Here is a 21678-nt window from a genome sequence, read left to right on the forward strand (position 1 = left end):
CACCCTACGGCCAGGCGGGGAGCAGGACGTCCGCCGGGTCCTTGTCCGGTCGCAGCCCGCGCCAGGACGGCTGCCGCAGGCGGCGGTCCCTGGTCCAGGCCCGGTACGCGACCTCGCCGACGAGCCGCGGCTCCGCCCAGCGCGCGGTGCGGGCGTGTTCGCGCGGAACGGGGTCGTCGAACGGGCTGCCGCGCCGTGCCAGCGGCGTCAGCGCGTCGAGGAGACCGGCGAGCGCGGCCTCGGTGAAGCCGCTGCCGACGTGCCCGATGTAGTGCAGCCGGCCCTCGTCGTCGTGGGCGCCGAGCAGCAGCGAGCCGACCGTTCCCGAGCGGCGGCCGTCGCCGGGCTGCCAGCCGCCGACGATCGCCTCCTGGGTCCGCACCAGCGGCTTCTTGAGCCACATCCGTGAGCGGCGGCCCGGCTGGTAGGGGGAGTCGAGGCGTTTCGCCATCAGCCCCTCCAGGCCGTTCCGTTCGGCCACGTCCAGCAGCGCCCCGGGGCCGAGGCCCTCGTCGGCCGCGTAGTACCGGGGGACGGCGAGCCCCTCCTGCTCGGCGGCGTCCGTGGCGACCAGCCCGCTCAGCGCGGCGCGCCGCCGCTCGTAGGGCTCGGCGATCAGCGTTTCGCCGTCCAGCAGCAGGAGGTCGAACGCGAAGAAGACCACCGGCTGCGCGGCCAGCAGCCGCGCGCCGGGGCTGTGGCGCTGGTGGCGGCGCTGGAGGAGGCCGAAGTCGGGCCGGCCGCGTTCGTCCAGCGCCACGATCTCGCCGTCCAGGACGGCCGACCGGCCGCCGAGGGTCGCGCGGGCGGCGTCCCCCAGCTCCGGGTAGGTGGCGGTGATGTCGATGCCGTTGCGACTGGTGAGGCGGGTGGCGCCGCCGCGCGCGGCCCGCAGGCAGCAGCGGTAGCCGTCCCACTTGAACTCGTACGCCCAGGGGCCGCTGGGCAGTTCGCCCTCCACGGCCAGTATCGGCGGGACCGGGTCCGGGATCTCCTCCATGGCCCCCAGTAGACGCCGCCCCCGCCGCCGGTCCGGGCAGCGTCACCGGAACGGCCGACATCAGCGCGTCACAAGTGGCTCATGCGCCCCGCATATGGCGCTCTGCAATTTTCAGGTTATCTGTTGCGACATGAACTTGGCAGTGAGATAGTACAGTTGACAACTTGTCCAGCACGCTGGGGCGCCGCCGCGGCAACGGCAGACGAAAGGCGAGATGCCATGGCCTTCCCCGTCACCACGCCCGGTTCGGCGCGTCCGTCACCGGTGGGGACAGGGGACAGGGGGGAGTCCTGGGCGGCCGGGCACTCCGGTGGCGCCTTCCGGCTGCCCGCCCGGCCGCGTTCGGTGGCCGAGGCCCGCACCCGCGTGCGCGGGACCCTGACCCGCTGGGGGATGCCCGCCGACGCCGTGGACGACGCCACGCTCGTCGTCTCCGAGCTGGTCACCAACGCCCTCGTGCACACCGGGACCGAGACGATCGGGTGCGCGCTGCGGCGCGGCGGCGGACGTCTGTACATCGAGGTGTCCGGCCTGCGGTCGGGCCCCACGATCCCCCGGCCGCGCGCGGCCGGCCCCGACGAGGAGAACGGCCGCGGTCTGGCGCTGATCGAGGCGCTGTGCCTGGCGGGGGGCGTCGCCGACACCACCGACGGCCGGGGCCGGGCGGTATGGGCGGCACTGGCGACGGGCCCGAGGACCTGAACGGAACCGGCGCCCTGATGGACCCCGTGCACCCCCTTCACCCCGCCGACTCCGGCGACCCCCGCGATGCCGGCGATCCCCGCGACCCCGGTGGGTACGAGCGCGCGGACGTCGCGGCCCGCCGGCGCCGCAATCCGTTCTACCTGCCGGTGAACGGCCCTGACGGCACCGAGTGCGACGCCGCCGGGGGCTCCGAGGAGCACGGCCGCCGGCTCATGACGTCGCTGCCGCGCGCGGGCGCGGTGTTCGCCGTGGGCCGCCGCTGGTGGTGGGTGGTGCCCTCCCAGTCGCAGGTGGGCCTGGAGTGGCCCGCCACCGCCCACTACTGGGCCGGGGCGGGCCGGCCGCGCGCCCCGCGCCGCGACCGCCCCACCCGCGCCGGGCGTCCGGCGGCGCCGCCGAGGGCGCCGAGGAGCCCGGGTGGCCCGGGGGAGCCGAGGCTGATCCACTGGCCCAGCGACGCGGCGCCGTACACGCATCCGCTGCTGCTCTACATCGCCGTCTGCCGGCTCTCCGGGGTCCCGCCCGTGCTGTGAAGGACCGGCGCCGCCGTCGCGTTCAGATGGCGCGGCGGCGGACGCGGGCCTCCCAGGGGCCGAGGGCGCCGGGGGCGCCGGGCGGTGGGGCGTTGGTGATCAGGGTCTCGGCGCCGGTCCAGTCGTCCGGGAGGTCGAGGGCGATCGGGTCGCCGCTGAAGTTGCCCAGGACGAGCAGCTCGGTGCCGCTGTCCTCGTGGCGGCGGACGAACGCGTACAGGCGCTCGTCGTCGGGGGCGAGCATGTGGAAGTCGCCGTGGGCGACGGCCGGTTCGGTGTGGCGGAGCTGGATCAGGCGCCGGTAGTGGTGGAACACCGAGTGCGGGTCGGCCACTTGCGCCTCGGCGTTGATCTCCCGGTGGTCGGGGTTGACCGGGAGCCACGGGGTGCCGGTGGTGAACCCGGCGTGCCGGGAGGCGTCCCACTGCATGGGCGTGCGGGCGTTGTCGCGGCTGCGGGCCCGCAGGCCCTCCAGGACGCGTGCGGGGTCCTCGCCCGCGGCGGTGGCCTCGCGGTAGTGGTTGAGGGACTCGATGTCGCGGAACTCCTCCAGGGAGCGGAACGGGTAGTTGGCCATGCCCAGTTCCTCGCCCTGGTAGACGTAGGGCGTGCCGCGGTGCAGGTGCAGGACGGTGGCGAGCATCGTGGCGGACCGGGCGCGGTGGCCGGGGCTGTCGTCGCCGTAGCGGGAAACGACGCGCGGCTGGTCGTGGTTGTTCCAGTAGAGGCTGTTCCAGCCGGTCTCGTGCAGGCCGGTCTGCCAGCGGCCCAGCGACGCCTTGAGGTCGGTCAGCCGCACTCGGCGCGGGTCGAACTTGCCGCCGGGGCCCGAGTCCAGGCCGACGTGCTCGAACTGGAACACCATGTCCAGCTCCTCGCGGGCCGGATCGGTGAACAGCTCGGCCTCCTCCACCGTCACCCCGGGCATCTCCCCGACGGTCAGCAGGCGTTCGGAGCGGCCCGCGAAGACCTCGCGGTGCATCTCGGCCAGGAACTCGTGGATGCGCGGACCGCAGACGTACCACGGGCTGCCGTCGCCGTACCGGCTGCCCGGCCGGGCCCGGCCGTCGCGCAGGGCGGGGTCCTTGGAGATGAGGTTGATGACGTCCATGCGGAAGCCGTCGACGCCCCGGTCCAGCCACCAGCGCATCATCGCGTGGACCGCCTGGCGGACCTCCGGGTTCTCCCAGTTGAGGTCGGGCTGCTTGCGGGAGAACAGGTGCAGGTAGTACTCCCCGGACGTCTCGTCGAACGTCCACGCCGGGCCGGAGAAGATCGACTCCCAGTTGGTCGGCTCGGCGCCCGGTGTACCCGGCTCCATGCCGTCGCGGGCCGGACGCCACCAGTACCAGTCGCGCTTCGGGCCGGTGGGGCCCTGGTCGCGGGAGGCGGTGAACCAGGGGTGCTCGTCGGAGGTGTGGTTGACCACGAGGTCCATGATCAGCCGCATCCCCCGGTCGTGGAGGGCGGTCAGCAGCCGGTCGAAGTCGTCCAGCGTGCCGAAGACCGGGTCGATGTCCTGGTAGTCGCGGATGTCGTACCCGTTGTCGGCGTGGGGGGAGGGATAGACGGGCGAGAGCCACAGCGCGTCCACGCCCAGCAGGGAGAGGTGGTCCAGACGGCTGATGATCCCGGGGATGTCCCCGATGCCGTCCCCGTCGGAGTCGGCGAAGCTGCGTGGGTAGATCTGGTAGACGACGGCGGACTTCCACCACGGCTCGACGGCCGCTGCCTCGCTGGGTGACACGTCGGAACCTCGCATCGCTGGGGGAGGGGGCGCCAAAGCGGGCGCCACCTCATTGTCCCGGCGGCGTTTTCCCCGCGTCAACTTGTCCCGGTTCGCGTCGCATGACGCATACGTGTGCTTCCCGGCGCCCGGTCCGGCGCCCGAGGTCCGCGCCCGGCGGGGCGCGGGCGGCATCCGTCCGCCGCGACACGTGAATCGCGATATGTGCATTCCGCACGGCCGTCTCATGACATGCGTGACTGTCCGGGCGGCCGGGGGGCGTGACAACCTCTTGCCAGTGCCGAAGGAGGGCGATGGACAAGAGGTACGAGGTTTTCTGCCTGGTTGACAAGTATTTCTACGAGACACCGGACCGGGTGACCGAAAAGGCCACCGGTCAGGGCGAATCGCAAGGACTGTACGAGACCGCGCAGCGCCCCGTGCCCGAGGGCTGGTCCACCAGAAGAGTCGGCGACTGGCTGCACCTTCAGCCGCCCGCCGCCACCATGCCTCTCCAGGGCTGGAAAATCCACGTCTCCGCCGCACTCGGCAACGCGGACAAGACCGCCGCGAAAATCTGGGAATACTGCGTGCCCCGCCGCATTCCCTTCAAATTCGTGCCCGGTCAGCAGCAGCTTTTCCTGCGGAACTCGAAATACGCCGGACGCGACAGCAGCGGCAAGTTCGCCACGATCTACCCGGCGGACGACGAGCAGACGCACACCGTCCTCACCGAACTGGGCGAGCTGCTCGCCGGCGAGCCGGGGCCGTACATCCTGACCGACCTGCGCTGGCACGAGGGCCCGCTGTACGTCCGGTACGGCGCGTTCGCCCCCCGCTACTGCGACAACGGCTCCGGCACCCTCGTGCCCGCCATCGAGGACGCCGAGGGCCGGCTCGTCCCGGACCGCAGGACCCCCACCTTCAGCGTCCCCGAGTGGGTCACCCTGCCGACGTTCCTCGAACCGCACCTCGCCGCCCGCAACGGCGTCACCGTCGGCGACCTGCCCTACCGGATCGACGGGGCGCTGCACTTCTCCAACGGCGGCGGCGTCTACCGGGGCACCGATGTGCGCACCGGCGACCCGGTGGTGCTGAAGGAGGCCCGCCCCTACGCGGGGCTCGCGGCCGACGGCGCCGACGCCGTGACCCGGCTGGAGCGGGAGAAGTCCGCGCTGGAGCGGCTGGCCGGCCTGTCGGTCGCGCCCGGCCTGCGCGACTGGTTCACCCTCGGCGACCACCGCTTCCTGGTGATGGACTTCCTGCCGGGCCGCACCCTCAACTCGTTCTTCGCCGAACGCCATCCGCTGCTCACGGTCGCCCCCGAACCCGCCGCCCTGGCCGACTACACCCGGTGGGCGCTGACGATCCACGCGGGCGTCGAACGCGCCGTGGCCGCGCTGCACGAACGCGGCCTCGTCTTCAACGACCTGCACATGTTCAACGTCATGGTCGCCCCCGACGGCGAGTCGGTGTCGCTGCTGGACTTCGAGGCCGCCGCGCCGGCCGCCGACAACGGCCGGCAGATCGTCGCCCACCCCGGGTTCATGGCCCCCCGCGACCGGACCGGCTTCGCCGTGGACCGCTACGCGCTGGCCTGTCTGAAGCTCGCCCTGTTCATGCCGATGACCTCGCTGTTCGCCGTGGACGCGGGCAAGGCCGCGCACCTGGCCGAGGTGGCCGCCCGCGAATTCCCCGACCTGCCCGAGGGGTTCCTCGACGAGGCCGTCGCCGAGATCGAGGGCCGCACACGCCCCGGGGCACCGCCCGCCGCCCGCCCGGCGTCCCCGGCGCCCCTGCCGCTGCCGTCCGGCGACTGGGAACGCTGCCGCGACTCCATGGTCCGCGCGACCCTCGCCTCGGCCACACCCGAGCGCGACGACCGCCTCTTCCCGGGCGACATCGCCCAGTTCGCCACCGGCGGCGGCCTCGGCCTGGCCAACGGCGCGGCCGGCGTGCTCTACGCCCTCGCCGAGCGCGGCGCCCCGCCGTACGAGGAGGGCGAAAGCTGGCTCCTGCGGCAGGCCGCCGCACCGCCCGAGGGCAGCCGACTCGGCCTGTACGACGGGCTGTTCGGCGTCGTCCACACCCTCCACCGGCTCGGCCACACCCAGTCCGCGCTCGACCTGGCCTCCCTCGCGCTCGCCGAGCGGTGGGAGCGGCTGCCCGCCGACCTCCACGGCGGCCTGGCCGGCGTCGGCCTCGCCCTGGACGAACTGGCCGCCGCCACCGGCGACGACACCCTCGCCGCCAAGGCCGCCCGCGCCACGGAACTGGCCGCCGCGTCCCTGACCGCACCGCCCGAACCGCGCGGACGCAAGCGCGCCGGGCTGCTGTACGGCGCCTCGGGCCCCGCCCTGCTCTTCCTGCGGCGCTACGAACGGACCGGCGACCGCGCCCTGCTGGACCTGGCGGCCACCGCCCTGCGGCGCGACCTGGACCACCACTGCGTCCTCGACAGCCGAGGCACGCTCGTGGTGGACGAGGGGGACCGCATCCTGCCGTACCTCGGCGAGGGCAGCGCCGGCATCGCGGCGGTCCTGGACGACTACCTCGCGCACGACGCCGACGCGTCGTTCGAGCAGGCGCGGGCGCGGATCCTGCCGGGCGCGATGCTGCGCTACTACGCCCAGCCCGGCCTGTTCCGGGGCCGGGCGGGCATGGTCTGGCCCCTCGCCCGCACCGCCACGCCCGCCGCCGGGGACCCGGCCGGACTGATCGCGCAGCGCGACGCCATGGACTGGTACGCCATGGACTACGACGGCGAACTCGCCTTCCCCGGCGAGCAGATGATGCGCCTGTCGATGGACCTGGCGACCGGCACCGCCGGCTGTCTGCTGGCGCTCGGCGCGGCCCGGCACCGCCTCACGGGAGACACCGGGCCCGCCCCCCGGCTCCCCTTCCTGCCGCCCCCCGGGCGGCCCACGGACCGGACCTCCGACGGGGGTCCGTAACGAAAGACCCCTCCGCCGCACCCGCGGCGGAGGCGACATCGGTAAACCGACGAAAGGAAGTGCCCCATGTCCCTTCTCGACCTGCAGACGATGGAGCCGGAGACCGCGACCACCGGCGGGGGCGGCGGCGACCAGAGCAGCCTCAGCCTCCTCGCCTGCGACAAGCACAGCTCGAACAGCTTCCTGCTCTGCCTCTGAGCTGTTCCGGCTCGACGCCGGCGGCGGCCCCGCGCGCTCCTCGCGCGGGGCCGTCCCCGTTGCCCCGTCTCTCCGTTCTTTCGTTCCGCCCGGTCCCCGTCCCAGGACCGGAGCCACCGCCTTCAGGAACCCGAGGAGCCACATGGAGCGGCCCCCGGAGCGCGAGCGGCCGGGCACGGCCGTCCGGCACAGCGCCGCGCGCGTCACCGTCCTGACCCTGCTCTCGCTGGCCGACACCGCCGTCACGCTGCTGCTGCCCGCCGCGCTCGGCCACACCCTCGACCTGCTGCTGGGCGGCGCCGACCCCGGCTCGGGCGCCGGGCGTCGCTGGGCCCTGATCTGCGCCGGCCTGGTCGCCGCGCAGATCGTCCTCGACGCCGCCACCGCCGTGCTGACCGCCACCACCGACGCCCGCGAGGCGGCCCGGCTGCGCGGACGGCTGCTGCGGCACGTGCTGGCCGTCGGGCCGCGCGCCGCCGACCGTTTCCCGCCGGGCGACCTCGTCACCCGCGCCACCGTCAACGCCGCCCACGCGGGCGCCGGGCCCGCCGCCCTGGCCGCCGCCGTCTCCGGCGCCGCCGCCCCGGCCGGCGGCATCGTGGCGCTGGCCCTGGTGGACTGGCGGCTGGCCGCCGCGTTCGCCGCCGGGGTGCCGCTCCTCGCGGTCCTGCTGCGGGCCTTCGCCCGCTCCACCGCCGACGCCGTCGCCCGCTACCAGGAGATCCAGTCCGACATCGCGGGCCGCCTCGTCGAGGCGCTGGGCGGCGCCCGTACCATCGCCGCCGCGGGCACCGAGCCGCGCGCACGGGACCGCGTGCTCGCGCCGCTGCCCGCGCTGAGCGCCGAGGGCCACCGGATGTGGGACGTCAACGCCAGGGCCGTCGCCCGGGCCGCCGGGCTCGCCCCGCTGCTCCAGCTCACCGTCGTCGCCGTCGCGGGCCTGCTGCTGGCCGCGGGCGACCTGACCGTGGGCGGGCTGCTGGCGGCGGCCCGGTACGTGGTGATCGCGACCGGCGTCGGCGTCTTCGTCGGCGACCTCAACCGGCTCGTCCGCGCCCGGGGGGCCGCGCGGCGGCTCGCCGAGGTGTTCGCGGAACGGCCCGTCCGGTACGGCGACGCGACCCCGCCCCCCGGTGGGCCCGGCCGCCTGGAGTTCAGCGGCGTGACGGCCCGGCGGGACGGGCGCGACGTGCTGCGCGGCCTCGACCTAGTGGTGCCGGGCGGCGCCACCATGGCCGTCGTCGGCCGTTCCGGAGCGGGCAAGTCGCTGCTGGCCGCGCTCGCCGGGCGGCTGACCGACCCCGACGACGGCGAGGTCCGCCTCGACGGCGTACCGCTGACCGCCCTGCCGCGCCACACGCTGCGCGCCGAGGTCGGATCCGCCTTCGACCGGCCCGCGCTGCTCGGCGGCACCCTGGCCGGCGCCATCGGGTTCGGCCAGGACGCGCCGCCCGCCGAGCGGATCGCCGCCGCCGCCCGCTCGGCCAGCGCCGACACGTTCATCAGGACCCTCCCCGACGGCTACGCGACCCGCTGCGCCGACGCGCCGCTGTCCGGGGGCGAGCTGCAACGGCTCGGCCTGGCACGGGCGTTCACCCACACCGGGCGGCTGCTGATCCTGGACGACGCCACGTCCAGCCTGGACACCGTCACCGAACTGCGCGTCGGGCGGGCCCTGCTCGCCGACGCGGCGGCCCGCACCCGGCTGATCGTCGCCCACCGCGCGTCCTCCGCCGCCCGCGCCGATCTGGTGGCCTGGCTCGACAGCGGCCGGATCCGGGCGCTGGGACCGCACCACGCGCTGTGGCGCCGGGCCGACTACCGCGCGATGTGGGAAGCCGGGGACACCGGCGACACGGGGGACGCGGGAGACTCCGGAGACCTTCAGCGGGCCGGGAACGAGCCGGAGGGCACCCACGGTGACTGACGCGGAAACCGGGACAGTTGAGCGGGGCCTCCTCCGCAGGGGCGTGCGCTTCCTGCTCGCGCGCCCGCGTGCGCTGGGCGCACTCGTCTGGTGGTCAATGCTCCAATCCGCACAGACCTTCCTCACCGGTTACGGAATCGCCCAAGCCCTCGACAAGGGTTTTCTCGCCGGGCACACGGCCACCGGACTGTGGTGGCTCTCCGTCACCGCGGCCGGTGTCGCGGCGGGCGCGCTGAGCGCGGGGCGCGTCTACCGGGCGGTCGCGGCGCTGGTCGAGCCGCTGCGCGACACGCTGGTACGGGGCGTCGTGGAGCGGGGGCTGCGCCGGGCCGTGCGGGACGGGCGCGCGGACGGCGCCGCCGCCGTGTCCCGCCTGAACCACCAGACGGAGATCGCCCGGGACAGCTTCGCCGGCCTGGTGCTCGTGGCCCAGACGTTCGTCTTCACCACCGCCGGGGCGCTGGCCGGGCTGCTGATGCTGGCCCCGGTGCTGCTGCTCGTGGTGGTGCCGCCGCTGCTGGCGGGCCTGGCCCTCTTCGCCTGGTCCCTGCGCCCGCTGGCGCGGCGGCAGCGGGACGTGCTGATCGCCGACGAGGCCCTGGCCGACACGCTGGGCGGGACGGTCGGCGGGCTGCGTGACGTCGTGGCCTGCGGCGCGGAGGACCGCACGGCCGCCGAGGCCGGTGACCGCGTGGCGGACGAGCTGCGGGCGGCGCGGTCGCTCGCCCGGTGGGGTGTCTGCCGGGTGCTGGCGCTGGGGCTCGGCGGCCATCTCCCGGTGCCGCTGCTGCTGTTCCTCGCGCCCTGGCTGATGGACCGGGGGGTGAGCGCGGGCGCCCTGGTCGGCGCCCTGACGTTCGTCGCCCAGGCGCTGCTGCCCGCGCTGGCGAGCCTGGTCAACGGGATCGGCGGGGCGGGCGCCCGTCTGTCCGTGGTGATCCCCCGCCTCCGCGAGGGCCCGGCGCCCGCGCTCCCGGCCGCCGGACCCGTTCCCGTTCCCGTTCCCGTTCCCTCTGCGGCTCCGGCCCGGCCTTCGGACCGCGCGCCCGCCGTCGTGCTGCGCGGCGTCACCTTCGCGTACGGCGGGCGGGCCGACCCGGTGCTGACCGGCGTCGACCTGACCGTCCCGGCCGGGGGCCACCTGGCCGTCGTCGGGCCCAGCGGCACCGGCAAGTCCACCCTCGCCGCCCTGACGGCCGGTCTGCTCGCCCCCGACGCCGGGGAGATCCGGCTGTGCGGCGAGCCCGTCACCGGCCGCCCGGCCGCCGACCTGGCGCGGCTGCGGGTGCTCATCCCGCAGGAGGCATACGTCTTCTCCGGCACCGTCGCCGACAACCTCGGCTACCTGCGCCCCGGCCCGGTGCCAGGACCGGAGCTGCTGGCCGCCGCCGAGGCCGTCGGCGCGGACGGCCTCGTGGCCCGGCTCGGCGGCCCGGACGGCCGCGTGGTACCGGGCCGGCTGTCCGCCGGGGAACGGCAGTTGCTCGCCCTCGCCCGGGCCTACCTGGCGCCCGCGCCGGTCGTCCTGCTGGACGAGGCGACCTGCCACCTCGACCCGGCCGCCGAGGCGCGCGCCGAACGCGCCTTCGCCGCACGCCCCGGCGGCACGCTCGTCGTCATCGCCCACCGCATCAGCTCGGCGCGGCGGGCGGAACGCGTCCTGGTCCTGGACGGCGCGCGCCACGTCTGCGGTGACCACCACGCGGTGCTGGAACGTTCCGCCCTCTACCGGGACCTGGCCGGAAGCTGGTCCGGCGCCGACAGGGTCCCGGAGGCGTCAGACCCAGCCGGCGGTGCGGGAGATGCGGATGGCGTCCACCCGGTTGCGGGCGCCGGTCTTGCGGATGATCGCGGCCAGGTAGTTGCGGACGGTGCCCTCCGCCAGCCACAGCTTCTCGGCGATCTCGGGCACGGGCGCGCCGTCGGCGGCGAGTGACAGGACGTTCAGCTCACGCGGGGTCAGCGGCATCTCGGCCGCGCTGAGGAAGTCGAAGGCGAGCGCGTCATCGACATAGCGGCTGCCCTTGGCGACCCGTCGTATCGCCTCGATCAGCCGCTCCGGCGGCGCGTCCTTGCTGACGAACCCCAGGGCTCTGGCCTCGAAGGCCCGGTGCAGCAGCCCGGGTCTGCCGGTCGGCGCCAGCACCACGATGTCGGTGCCCATGGCGGCGTCGTCCGCGCGCTGGCGTGCTTCCGGGCCGGTGAGCTGGGAGAAGCCCGGAGAGTCCACGTCCACCAGCATCAGGTCCGCCGGACGACGCGCGGCCTGCTGAGACAGCTCCGCCCAGGAGGCCGGAACGACGTCCATGTCCGGCTCCGCGATCAGCAGCGAAGTCAGCCCACAGCGCAGCAAGTTGTCGTCGTGCACGAGCAGTAACCGGATCACGTTCGGTGCCTCCTAGGGCATTCACTCGGATCGCACCTGGATCTCCCAGGTCCCCACCATCCTCAACTCCGTTGCCCATTAATGGATCGGGAATGCGGAACACCCACGGAGCACGACAGGCGCGGAAGGGGGCGCGTTACGGGAACTTGTGCTCCGGTTGCGTGAACTTATGTCTTGAGCAAGGAGGTTGAGTGTCTGCGGCCAGGGCGCAACTCCCGGGGGCACGTGCGCGCCAGGGCATATGGCCGCATTGCCCGCCTCCTGAAGTGCGCGCCGATGGACGATTTCGCGCCGAATCATGCTCATCGGGTGAGTACGCGGGGGAGAAGACGTGCCGGAGGCGGGACCCGGACGGGCCACGCGGGCCGGCGTGCGCGGCACGGCACGGCCGGAACGGCGACCGCGCAGCGTGACGATCGCCGCACACGGTCCCGGCCCGCTCTGGTGCCTCCGGGGGAAAACGGCCGCCCGCCGCGTCGTGTCCCCGCCGCGCGGGACCGGCGCGCGTACGTTGCCCGGATGGACGCCATCGAACTGCTGCCCGTGATCTCGCTCCTCTCCCTGGTCACCGTCGAATTCGGCGGCCACGCCCTGCTGCGCTTCCTCACCGTGGACCGCGACGCGCTGAAGGGCCCGACCGCGCGCGCGTTCTTCCGCGCCGGGCACGCCCACGCGGGGGTGCTGCTGACCCTCTCCCTGGTGTACTTCCTGTACCTGCCGCGCGCCGATCTCTCCTCCGGCGCCGAGTGGCTGTCCGGGATCGTGCTGCTGGCCGGTGTGCTGGCGCAGTCCGGCGGCTTCTTCCTCCACCTCGCCGTCGGCCGGGAGGAGGGCGCGTCGGCCGGCACGACCGTCACCCGCGCGGGCGCGGTGCTCATCGCGATCGCGCTGGTGATCCTCGCGGTCGGGCTGATCCGGGCGATGTGACCCGTGACGGGCGGGTCCGGCGCGGCGTGCCGGGGGTCAGAACAGCCGGCCGGCGTCCGCCGGGGCGGGCTCCTCCAGGTCCAGCAGGAAGCGCTTGCGGGGCAGCCCGCCCGCGTAGCCGGTCAGGGTGCCGTTCGCGCCCACCACGCGGTGGCACGGGACGATGATGGAGATCGGGTTCCGCCCGTTCGCCGCGCCGACCGCCTGGGCCAGCGCCGGATCGCCCAGTGCGCGGGCCAGGTCGCCGTAGCTGCGGCGTTCGCCGTAGGGGATGTCGCGCAGCAGCCGCCACACCGCCTGCTGGAACGCGTTGCCGCGCGGCGCGAGCGGCAGGTCGAACCGGGTCCGTTCGCCCGCGAAGTACTGCCCCAACTGGTCCCGGACCACCGTGAGTTCCGTGTCCGCCCGGGGGCCGAGCGCGTCCGGTCCCGGGCCGCGCAGATGGCCCTCGAAGTACAGCCCGGTCAGCGCGCCGTCCTCGTCGGCGACGGCCGTCAGGCCGCCCACCGGCGAGTCGATGACGGTGTGGATCACGCTCATGCCGCCCACCCTATGCCCGGGCCCGCCGCGCCCGCCGCGCCGGTCAGGAGGCGTCGATGCCGTGGTCGGCCAGGAGCGGCGCCAGGCCGCCGGGGTAGCCCTTGCCGCCCGCCACGAAGGCCCAGTCGCCGTTGGCGCGGCGGCGGAACGAGCCGAGCACCAGCGCCGTTTCGCCGGGGCGGCCGTCCGAGACCTCCAGCCGGTCCAGCTCGGTGCCGGAGGCGTCGCACAGGCGTATCCGGGCGTCGGTGAAGCCGGACAGGTCGGCGTGCGGATCGGCCTCGGGATCGATCGCCGCGACCACCACGAGCCGGTCGGCGTCCCCGGGCAGCGCGTCGAACGCGACCCGCAGCGCGGCCCGGTCCGGCGCGGACGCGGGCGTGGAACGGACCGAACCATCGGGCGTGCGGGGGTTGTTGTAGAAGACGAAGTGGTCGTCGCCGAGGACCCGGCCGCCCCGGCAGACCAGCGCGCACACGTCCAGCGCCACCGGCCCGCCCCACAGCACGCCCAGCACGTTGTGCCCGGCCTCCGGCCCGGGGCCCGGCTCCGGTTCCGGCGTGGGCGACGGCGCGGGCGCGGCGCCGCCGTCGCCGAGGCGGCCGGGCAGCCCGGCCTCGCCGAGCAGACCGACCAGCTCGGGCCCCGAGATCAGCGTCAGCGGCTTGCCCTCCGCGAAGGCGTACGAACCGGGCCCGAAGCCCGAAGTCGTCACCAGGATCCCCTTGTTGGCGCCGGCGCCGAGCACCGTCCCGTACAGGTCGCGGACCGCCGTGGGCGGCACGGTGTTGCGGTACCGCTTGACCTGCACGATGATCCGGCCGCCGCTGATCGGGTCCGGGTCGAACGCGTCCACGTCCACGCCGCCGTCGCCGCTGAGTTCGGTGGTGACCGCCCGCATCCCCCGCGCGAGGAACAGCCGCTGGACGAGCCCCTCGAACGCGACCGGGTCCATGGTGAACAGGTCCGGGTCGCCCTCGCCGCCCAGCCCCAGCACGTTCTGCCCGACCTCCTCGGGCCGGCGTGCCGGGCGGACCGCCGCGCACTGGTCGGGGCGCGCGGATATCCGCCCGCCCAGCGCGTCCGTCAGGCAGTCCACCGCGCTGACCTGCGCCAGACGCAGCCCGTCGAACACCGTCCGGGAGGCCGACACGGACGCCAGCACGATCCGCGTGCGGCGGCCGGTGGCCGGGTCGTTGTCGTCCACGAACCCGTTGAGGGCGACCGAGTCCAGCGTCCGGAAGGTGTCGGCGGTGAACACGTCCCGCAGCACCAGCAGCATGCTCTGCGCCAGCACGTCCTGGTACAGCGCGCGGCGCTGCGTCACCGGCCGCGCCGTCTCCCGTTCCTGGTCCGAGGAGACGACGTACCGCACGGCCTTCGCCGCCGGGACCACGTCGTACCCGGGCAGTTCCCACTCCAGCACGAGCTGCCGCGCGGCGGCGTCGTACGACGCCTCCACCTGGCGCGGGAAGTCCCGGGGCCACACGGGTCCCGCGTACAGCGCGGCGGTGAACCAGTCGACGACCGCGCCCGGTTCGGCGCGCCCGAGGCCGCCGATCAGTGTCTCGACGCTCGCGTTGTGCCGCCGGATCCCTTCCAGCGTGGTCCGCGCCCAGCGGTCGTACTCCTGCTGGTAGTCGGCCAGTTGGCGCAGCCGCTGGGCCTCGGCGGTCTGTGCCGCGTACCAGTCGCGCTCGTACCGGGCCCGCGCCTCGGCCTGCGCCCGTCGGCCGGTCGCGTGGTACCGGGCCGGGTCGGGCATCGGCACCGGCCGCGCCAGCGGTCCCGGCGCGAACTCCGCCACCGTCTCCGGCTGCCGCAGCCCGTCCACGCCGACCGGCGGCGCCGCGCAGCCGGCCACCAGCAGCCCGCCCAACTCGGCGACGCGGGCCTCCAGTTCCTCGGTGCGCCGCCGCGCGCCCGCCCCCCGGCCACGCCGGTACGCCTGGTGCCGCTCCCGCTCGGTACGGGCCTGCTCCCGCTCCCGGGTCCGCAGCCGCCGCTCCTCCTCGCGACGCTCGCGCGCCCACGCCTGGTACGCGGCCCGCTCCCTGAGCTGTTGCTGCCGCTGTGCCTGTGCCCAGGCCGTGATCAATCCGTCGGAGCGACGACTCACAGGGCCCCGACCCCCTTCCCCAGTCCCCGGAAAACCGCGGGCCCCAACCTACTGTCCCGGCAGGGGAATCACCCACTCATCGGTCGTCGTCCGCCGGTGACCGGCAGGGGTGGGAGCCGTGGGTGCGGCGGTGGTTGCGCTCCAGGCCCCAGAGGACGGGCACCAGCACGGCCACGGCGAAGAGCACGGCGATCACGCCGGGCCCTCCGGCTTCACGGCGACCGCCTTGAAGAACGTGTAGTGGAACGTCCCGCCGTCCCCCGCCGTGCGGCGCAGGTCCGCGACGGCGCGGTCCCAGGCGGCCGGGGTGGTCAGCCCGGCGGACAGGGCGTCGTCCCGCACCCCCTCGACCATGGCGGTGAAGGTGTTCAGGGGGAACCCCTCGACCAGCGCGGGCCGGGTGGCGTCCACGTAGACCGTGCGGGGACGCACCACGACATCGGCGAACCCGGCGCCGGACAGCAGGGGTTGGAGGCGGCGGCCGATCAGCCCGTCACCGCCGGCCGCCGCCTGGAGCTCCACCAGATGGCCGATGGCCGCGCGGGCGGCGGCGCTGTCGGGGTGGAAGAACGCCGAACCGTGGTCGCCCTCGATCACCGTCAGCGTGCCGCCCGGCCGCAGCACGCGCCGCAGGCGGGCCAGCGCCCCCGCCGGGTCCTTCAGGTGCTCCGGCACGAAGCAGACGAAGACATGGTCGAACGACCCGTCGGGGAACGGCAGGTCGAACAGGTCGGCGCGGTGCCACTCGACGCCCGCCACCCGGGCCCTGGCCTCGGCGAGCGAGTCCTCCGAGACATCGACCGCGACGACGCGCGCCCCCGGGCTGCGGGCCACCAGATGCGCCGTCTGGGCGCCGACGCCGCACCCCGCCTCCAACACCCGGCTGCCGGGCGGGAAGAACGTGTCGGCGTGCAGCAACCCGGCCAGTGTGTCCGCCTGATCGGCCAGCCGGCGGGCCTCGTCCGCCGAGTAACCGTGTACGTATCCGTTCGTCGCGAGTCCGCTCATGACGCCAGGCTGTCGCTACTGTGGCCCGGTGCACAGGTCCAAATCGGCTCCCGGGGACCGGTCCAAAGCATCCGGCTCCGACTTCCTGCAACTCGACGCGGCCCACGCCCCGCGCGGCGGGCTGGCCGGGTGGCTGGCCGGGGAGCTGCGCCGGGCGATCTCGGACGGCCGCCTCCCGGTGGGCGCCCGGCTGCCCGCCACCCGCGCGCTCGCCGCCGACCTGCGGGTGTCCCGGGGCGTCGTCACCGAGGCGTACCAGCGGCTGACCGAGGACGGGCACATCGCCGGGCGGGGGCGGGCCGGGCGGCGGGGCGAGTCCGCCCGTCCCGCCACCGCCGCCCCCTCCCCCCCTGCCCCGGCCGCGCGTGGTGTGAAGGAGCGCCGGCCCCCCCCCCGGCGCCCGGGCCCGCGCCGGGGACGCCGTTCACCGCCACACCCGGCCCCGGGGTCTTCGACGCGGTACGGGCGGCCCCGGCCCGGGTGGGCCTGTCGCCCGGCGTGCCGGACCTGTCCGCGTTCCCCCGCGCCGCGTGGCTGAGCGCCGAACGCGCCGTCCTGCGCGACCTGTCGGCCACCGCCCTCGGCTACGGCGACCCGCGCGGCGCGCCCGCGCTGCGGCTGGCCGTCGCCCGCTGGCTGGCCCGCAACCGGGGCGTCGGCGCCGACCCGGAGGACGTCATCGTCGTCGCGGGCGTGGCCCAGGCCCAGACCCTGCTGGGCGAGGTGCTCGTCGCGGACGGCGTGCGGGCGGCCGCGGTGGAGGACCCCGGCGCGCGGGGCGCCTGCCAGCAGCTGCGCGGTCGCGGCCTCGCGACGCCGCCGGTGCCGGTGGACGAGGACGGCGTACGGGTGGACGCCCTGCGCGCGACGGGCGCGCCGGCGGTGCTGCTGACGCCCGCCCACCAGTTCCCCATGGGCGTCGTCCTCGGCGGCGGGCGTCGGCGCGCGCTGATGGGGTGGGCCGAGGAGGGCGGGCTCGTGATCGAGGACGACTACGACGCGGAGCACCGGTACGACCGGCCGCCCGTTCCCGCGCTGCGGTCGATGCTGGGGGAGCGGGTCTGCTACCTCGGCAGCGTGTCGAAGCTGCTGGCGCCGGGGCTCCGCCTGGGATGGCTCCTGCCGCCGCCGCGCCACCGCGCCGCCCTGATCGACGCGAAGCGGTACGCCGACCTCGGGAACGCGGTGCTGCCGCAACTGGTGCTGGCGCACCTGATGGAGTCGGGAGAGCTGGAACGGTGGCTGCGTTTCCTGCGGCGCCGCCACCGCCGCCGCCGGGACGCGATGATCGCCGCGATCGAGCGGCACCTCCCCGGGGCGACGGTGCACGGCGCGGCGGCCGGGCTGCACCTGACGATCACGCTGGCCGCGGATGTCGCGGACACCGCGCTCGCGGAGGCGGCCCTGGCGCTGGGCGTGAAGACCCACCCGCTGTCCTGGCACACCCAGCGCCCCCACGCCCCGGGCCTGGTCCTGGGCTACGCGGCGAACACCCCGGCGGCCATCGCGGAAGCCGTCCCCCTCGTGGCGCGGGCCCTCGACACGGTGCGGTGAACCGGCCGGGCTCAGCCCGCGCGGCGCTGGGCCGGGACGATCGGGACGTCGCCGCGGACCGCGCGGGTCACCGGGGTGCGCTCGGCGATGTCGAGCAAGCGGGCCCGCTGCGCCTCGTCCAGGGAGCCCAGCAGGTCTATCCGCCGGGTGATCCGCGCGTTCCTCGCGGCGTCCTTCTCGTAGCCCAGGTGCACCCGGACGCCCTCCAGCGGCCATTCCTTGCGCTGCGCGTACATCCGCAGCGTGATGGCGGTGCAGGAGCCGAGCGCGGACAGCAGCAGGGCGATGGGGTTGGGCCCGGTGTCGGCGCCGCCCACGGAGACCGGCTCGTCCGCCGCCAGCCGGTGGTGCCCGGCGCGGATGTCCACGCCGTAGTCGGTGCCGGTGCTGGTGGCGACCACCGCCGCGCTCCGGACGTACCCGGACGCCTGCGCGTCCGTCACCGTGTCACTCATCCGCTCCGCTCCCGTTCAGGCCAGGCCGAAGCGCGCTCGGCGCCCCGGCGGGACCAACTCCGTGTACTCCGGGTGCTTCCCGATCCAGCCGCGGATGAACGGGCAGTACGGCAGCACCGCCAGACCCCGCTCGCGCGCCGAGTCCAGGGCGGCCCGGGCGAGCGCGCCGGCCAGGCCGCGGCCCTCGAAACGCGGGTCGATCTCGGTGTGGAGGAACGCGATCTCCCCCTCGGACAGGTGGTACTCGGCGAAACCGGCCAGGGTCTCGTCCCCTGGGCTCTCGGAGCCTTCTGGGCTTCCGGAGAGCTCGAAGATCTCGAAGCGTGACCGCTCCGGAGCGTCCACTGCGCGGTGCTGCATCGTCCGTTCCTCCCACTCGCCGTCCGGCGGCCTCATCATCACACGGCGCGCCGGGAACATCATGATGTAGTTTATCGTTCAATCAAACGGTTCGCATCCACCGGATCGCGACCGACTCGCACCGCACGCCCCGCCCCGAACGGAGACCCGAGCATGAGCCCCACCGTCAACCTCGCCGTCATCTACTACTCCTCCACCGGCTTCAGCGCCGAGATCGCCCAGGAGATCGCCTCGGCGGGCGCGAAGGCGGGGGCCGAGGTGCGCCTGCTGAAGACCGCCGAGCTGGCCCCCGAGGCGGCCATCGCCTCCAACGAGGCGTGGGCCGCGCACGCCGCCGCCACCGCCGGTGTCCCGGTCGCCCCCCCCGACGACGTCGCCTGGGCGGACGCGGTGATCTTCGGCACGCCGACCCGGTTCGGCAACGTCTCCGCGCAGCTCAAGCAGTTCATGGACACCCTCGGCGGCCTGTGGGCGCAGGGGCGGCTGGCCGACAAGGTCTACAGCGGCTTCGTGACCAGCGCCACCACCCACGGCGGCCAGGAGTCCACGCTGCTCGCGCTGTACAACTCCATCCACCACTTCGGCGGCCTGATCGTCTCCCCGGGCTACACCGACCCCGTCAAGTTCGTGGACGGCAACCCCTACGGCACCTCCCACGTCGACGGCCAGGGCGCCAATCCGGTCGGCGAGGCGACCCGCGACGCCGCCCGCCACCAGGCCGAGCGCGTCGTCCGCATAGCCCGCGCCCTCAAGAGCGCCCCGGCCGCCGTCTGACCCCGCGCGGGCGGACACCCACGCGGCGGACACCCACGCAGAGAGAGGAAGGTCCCGCCATGACCGGCGACTTCGACAGCTATCTGCCCGACGGCGAGGCGAGCCCGGCGCGTTGGGCCGGTGTCCGGCACCTGTTCGGCGGCGGCGAGACCGCGGCCGGGCGCTGGGAGCGCGCCGGACTCCTTTTCGAGGCCAGGGACTTCGCGGGGGCGGCCCGGCTGCTCACCGCGCTGGTCGAGGAGTTCCCCGACCTGGTCGCCCCGCGCCTGCTGCTGGCCCGCGCCCTCTACCACTCGGCTCAACTCAGCCGGGCCGAGGCGCAGTTGCGCGAGGTCATCGCCCGGGACCCGGTCGAGGGCTACGCCCACCTGATGCTCGGCCGCACGCTCCAGCGGCAGGGCAGGGACGCCGAGGCGACCGCCTCCCTCCGGCTGGCCGACGCCCTGGCGGGAACCGCCGCCTGACCGTCGCGAACGCCCGACCGTCCCGGAACGCCTGACCGTCCCGGCCGTCCCCGGCTCGCCGCCGGGGGCGGCCGGTCAGGCGCCGCTGGTCTCCCGCTCCCGCTTGCGGTCCTGCTCCTCCAGCTTGGCCCGCATCTGCCGCCAGCCCTTGGCGACCTGCCGGTCCACGACCTTCGGCAGCAGCCGCTTGAGCGCCACCACCACCCGCACCTCGCGGTGGGTGTGGACCAGGAACCGGCCCTTCGCGACGGCCTCGGCCACCCGCTCCGCCACCTGCTCCGGGGTCACCGTGCCCTTGGCGATCATCTTGTGGGCGACCTCGGTCAGGACCGGGTCGGGACTGCGCAGACCCGAACCGAGGTTGGTGGGCACGAAGCCGGGACAGACCACCGTGGTCCGTACGTTCCACGGCTCCAGCTCGTACCGCAGGGTCTCGGACAGGGAGATCACGGCGGCCTTGGAGACGTTGTAGGAGGCCATGCCCGGCAGGTTCATCAGCCCGGCCAGCGACGAGATGTTGACCAGATGCCCGCCGCGCTGCTCCTTGAACAGCGGGATGAACGCCCGGCACCCGGCGGCGACGCCGTTCAGGTTGATGCCGAGGATCCACTCCCAGTCGTCCCGGCCGATCCGCTCCATGCGGCCGGCGGCGGCCACGCCCGCGTTGTTGACCAGCACGTCCAGCCCGCCCCACGTGGAGACGCACCAGGCGCGCACCCGCTCCCAGTCCTCCTCCGAGCGCACGTCGAGCCGCTGGTACGACACATCGCCCGCCGGCGGTTCCGCCGGCTCGACCAGGTCGGCGATCAGCACCCGCCAGCCCGCCGCCGCGTAGTGGCCCGCGATCGCCCGGCCGAGGCCGGAGGCGCCGCCCGTCACCAGAATGCGCTTGCTCATGCCCGCTCCGTTCCCGACGCGACGACGATGCCGCTCGTGATCCCGACACCCGGCCGTGGCCGGTGGGGGCTCATCCTAAGCAATGCTCAACAACGGGGGAACCCCGGCCCGGGTGGTGCCCGGAGACCGCCTTCCGCCCCCGGTGGCCCGCGCCACCTGACGCGCCCTCAATCCCGCTCTCCTACTGGTCCGTTGCTTTCCGCGCGACTGTGCGGGCCATCGCCCGTTCGCGTTACGCTGGCCCGGAACGGGACGGCGGTTCCGGTGGGACGGGCGCCGTCCCCGGACGCGTCGTTGTCGGGGTTTCCAGGGTTTCCAGGGTTTTCAGGGACGGGAGCGGGCGTGGCGGACGAGAACGCGGACATCGACCTGAGCAGGCCCAGCATCGCGCGCGTCTATGACGCGGTGCTCGGCGGCAAGGACAACTACGAGGTCGACCGCGTGGTCGCCGACCAGGTGCGGGCGACCATGCCGCACATCGGGGACGTGGGCTGGTACAACCGGGCGGTGCTGGGCCGGGCCGTGCGGTATCTGACGAGCGAGGCCGGGATCCAGCAGTTCGTCGACCTGGGCGCGGGCCTGCCCACCCTGGAGAACACCCACCAGGTGGCGCAGCGCGAGAACCCGGCCGCCCGCGTGGTGTACGTGGACAACGACCCGATCGTGCTGGCCCACGGGCGGGCCCTGCTGGAGGAGAACGACCGGACCGCCGTCATCACCGCCGACCTGCGCGACCCCGCGACGGTCCTCGGCCACCCGGCCCTGCGCGAGCTGATCGACCTCGGGCAGCCCGTCGGCGTGCTGCTGGTCGGGATGCTGCACCACCTCCACGACGACGAGGACCCGCAGGGCATCGTGGACAGCTACCTGTCGGCCGTCCCGTCCGGCAGCCACCTGGTGATCACCCACTTCTGCGACACGGGCCCGGAGGCCCGTGCCGTGGAGAAGACCATGCTGGAGTTCCTCGGCACGGGCCGCTTCCGGACCATCGCGGAGATCGAGGGCTACTTCCGGGGCCTCGACCTGCTCGAACCGGGCGTCGTGCCGCTCCCGATGTGGCGCCCCGACGGCCCGGTCGAGGAGCCGCTGACCGTGGCCCAGCGGCTGATGGCCGGCGGCGTCGCCCGCAAGCCCTGACCGCTCACCGGCCG

At 74.8% G+C, this 21678-nt stretch carries 18 protein-coding genes and 2 pseudogenes; 11 read left to right on the top strand and 9 right to left on the bottom strand.

The window, feature by feature from the left end:
* Positions 1-4: 4 nt before the first annotated feature.
* A complete protein-coding gene (ligD, locus tag BN2279_RS01370; protein ID WP_059005847.1) occupies positions 5-1000 on the bottom strand; it encodes a non-homologous end-joining DNA ligase in 996 nt (331 codons plus the stop codon).
* Positions 1001-1219: 219 nt separating this feature from the next.
* Between ligD and BN2279_RS01375 the strand changes: the two genes are divergently transcribed.
* Positions 1220-1702: an ATP-binding protein gene (locus BN2279_RS01375; protein ID WP_234347274.1), complete on the top strand. Its 483-nt coding sequence runs from the start codon at positions 1220-1222 to the stop codon at positions 1700-1702.
* Between the two features lie 17 nt (positions 1703-1719).
* Positions 1720-2238 carry a hypothetical protein gene (locus BN2279_RS01380; protein WP_159037018.1) on the top strand — a complete coding sequence of 173 codons (519 nt, stop codon included), beginning with the start codon at positions 1720-1722 and terminating at the stop codon, positions 2236-2238.
* Between the two features lie 22 nt (positions 2239-2260).
* On the opposite strand, the gene BN2279_RS01385 is transcribed toward BN2279_RS01380, so the two are convergent.
* Positions 2261-3985 (bottom strand): alpha-glucosidase, encoded by a 1725-nt coding sequence (locus BN2279_RS01385; RefSeq protein ID WP_234347275.1) that lies wholly within the window; start codon positions 3983-3985, stop codon positions 2261-2263.
* Between the two features lie 293 nt (positions 3986-4278).
* Here BN2279_RS01385 and lanKC point away from each other — a divergent pair, with 293 nt between their 5' ends.
* The 4 genes and pseudogenes from lanKC to BN2279_RS31315 form a co-directional block, all read left to right on the top strand.
* Entirely contained in the window at positions 4279-6918 is a 2640-nt protein-coding gene (lanKC, locus tag BN2279_RS01390; protein ID WP_059005850.1) for a class III lanthionine synthetase LanKC, read from the top strand.
* A 66-nt stretch (positions 6919-6984) separates the two neighbouring features.
* A complete protein-coding gene (locus tag BN2279_RS28290) occupies positions 6985-7116 on the top strand; it encodes a SapB/AmfS family lanthipeptide (RefSeq protein ID WP_104530892.1) in 132 nt (43 codons plus the stop codon).
* A 142-nt stretch (positions 7117-7258) separates the two neighbouring features.
* Positions 7259-9043 (top strand): ABC transporter transmembrane domain-containing protein, encoded by a 1785-nt coding sequence (locus BN2279_RS01395; protein WP_079031726.1) that lies wholly within the window; start codon positions 7259-7261, stop codon positions 9041-9043.
* Between the two features lie 811 nt (positions 9044-9854).
* Positions 9855-10526: pseudogene (locus tag BN2279_RS31315) on the top strand (ATP-binding cassette domain-containing protein); the annotation flags it as partial.
* Positions 10527-10820: 294 nt separating this feature from the next.
* Here BN2279_RS31315 and BN2279_RS26960 read toward each other — a convergent pair.
* Positions 10821-11429, bottom strand: coding sequence for a response regulator transcription factor (locus BN2279_RS26960; protein ID WP_104530893.1), 609 nt, complete (start codon positions 11427-11429; stop codon positions 10821-10823).
* Between the two features lie 519 nt (positions 11430-11948).
* Between BN2279_RS26960 and BN2279_RS01405 the strand changes: the two genes are divergently transcribed.
* On the top strand, positions 11949-12356 hold the full coding sequence (locus BN2279_RS01405; protein ID WP_059005852.1) for a hypothetical protein: 408 nt from the start codon (positions 11949-11951) through the stop codon (positions 12354-12356).
* Positions 12357-12392: 36 nt separating this feature from the next.
* On the opposite strand, the gene BN2279_RS01410 is transcribed toward BN2279_RS01405, so the two are convergent.
* The 3 genes from BN2279_RS01410 to BN2279_RS01420 all read right to left on the bottom strand — a co-directional run bounded on the left by BN2279_RS01410 (position 12393) and on the right by BN2279_RS01420 (position 16023).
* Positions 12393-12896, bottom strand: coding sequence for a methylated-DNA--[protein]-cysteine S-methyltransferase (locus BN2279_RS01410; protein WP_059005853.1), 504 nt, complete (start codon positions 12894-12896; stop codon positions 12393-12395).
* Positions 12897-12939: 43 nt separating this feature from the next.
* On the bottom strand, positions 12940-15015 hold the full coding sequence (locus BN2279_RS01415; protein WP_059005854.1) for a restriction endonuclease: 2076 nt from the start codon (positions 15013-15015) through the stop codon (positions 12940-12942).
* A 192-nt stretch (positions 15016-15207) separates the two neighbouring features.
* The gene (locus tag BN2279_RS01420) at positions 15208-16023 is read right to left on the bottom strand and encodes a methyltransferase domain-containing protein (protein ID WP_059005855.1); all 816 of its coding nucleotides are present in this window, start codon (positions 16021-16023) and stop codon (positions 15208-15210) included.
* Here BN2279_RS01420 and pdxR point away from each other — a divergent pair.
* Positions 16022-17577, top strand: a pseudogene (pdxR, locus tag BN2279_RS01425) (MocR-like pyridoxine biosynthesis transcription factor PdxR). The gene BN2279_RS01420 and the pseudogene pdxR sit on opposite strands and share 2 nt — an antisense overlap.
* A gap of 11 nt (positions 17578-17588) precedes the next feature.
* On the opposite strand, the gene BN2279_RS01430 reads toward pdxR, so the two are convergent.
* Both BN2279_RS01430 and BN2279_RS01435 read right to left on the bottom strand, forming a co-directional pair.
* Positions 17589-18032, bottom strand: a complete 444-nt coding sequence (locus BN2279_RS01430; protein WP_079031727.1) for an OsmC family protein — start codon at positions 18030-18032, stop codon at positions 17589-17591.
* A 15-nt stretch (positions 18033-18047) separates the two neighbouring features.
* Positions 18048-18392: a GNAT family N-acetyltransferase gene (locus tag BN2279_RS01435; RefSeq protein WP_059005991.1), complete on the bottom strand. Its 345-nt coding sequence runs from the start codon at positions 18390-18392 to the stop codon at positions 18048-18050.
* A 153-nt stretch (positions 18393-18545) separates the two neighbouring features.
* On the opposite strand from BN2279_RS01435, the gene wrbA reads away from it, so the two are divergent.
* Positions 18546-19166 (top strand): NAD(P)H:quinone oxidoreductase, encoded by a 621-nt coding sequence (wrbA, locus tag BN2279_RS01440; RefSeq protein ID WP_059005856.1) that lies wholly within the window; start codon positions 18546-18548, stop codon positions 19164-19166.
* A gap of 59 nt (positions 19167-19225) precedes the next feature.
* Positions 19226-19630, top strand: coding sequence for a tetratricopeptide repeat protein (locus tag BN2279_RS01445; RefSeq protein ID WP_059005857.1), 405 nt, complete (start codon positions 19226-19228; stop codon positions 19628-19630).
* Between the two features lie 75 nt (positions 19631-19705).
* On the opposite strand, the gene BN2279_RS01450 is transcribed toward BN2279_RS01445, so the two are convergent.
* The gene (locus BN2279_RS01450; protein ID WP_059005858.1) at positions 19706-20527 is read right to left on the bottom strand and encodes an SDR family NAD(P)-dependent oxidoreductase; all 822 of its coding nucleotides are present in this window, start codon (positions 20525-20527) and stop codon (positions 19706-19708) included.
* A 342-nt stretch (positions 20528-20869) separates the two neighbouring features.
* Between BN2279_RS01450 and BN2279_RS01455 the strand changes: the two genes are divergently transcribed.
* Positions 20870-21664, top strand: a complete 795-nt coding sequence (locus BN2279_RS01455) for an SAM-dependent methyltransferase (RefSeq protein ID WP_059005859.1) — start codon at positions 20870-20872, stop codon at positions 21662-21664.
* Positions 21665-21678: the final 14 nt, after the last annotated feature.

The sequence above is a fragment of the Streptomyces specialis genome, assembly GCF_001493375.1.
Lineage (GTDB): Bacteria > Actinomycetota > Actinomycetes > Streptomycetales > Streptomycetaceae > Streptomyces > Streptomyces specialis.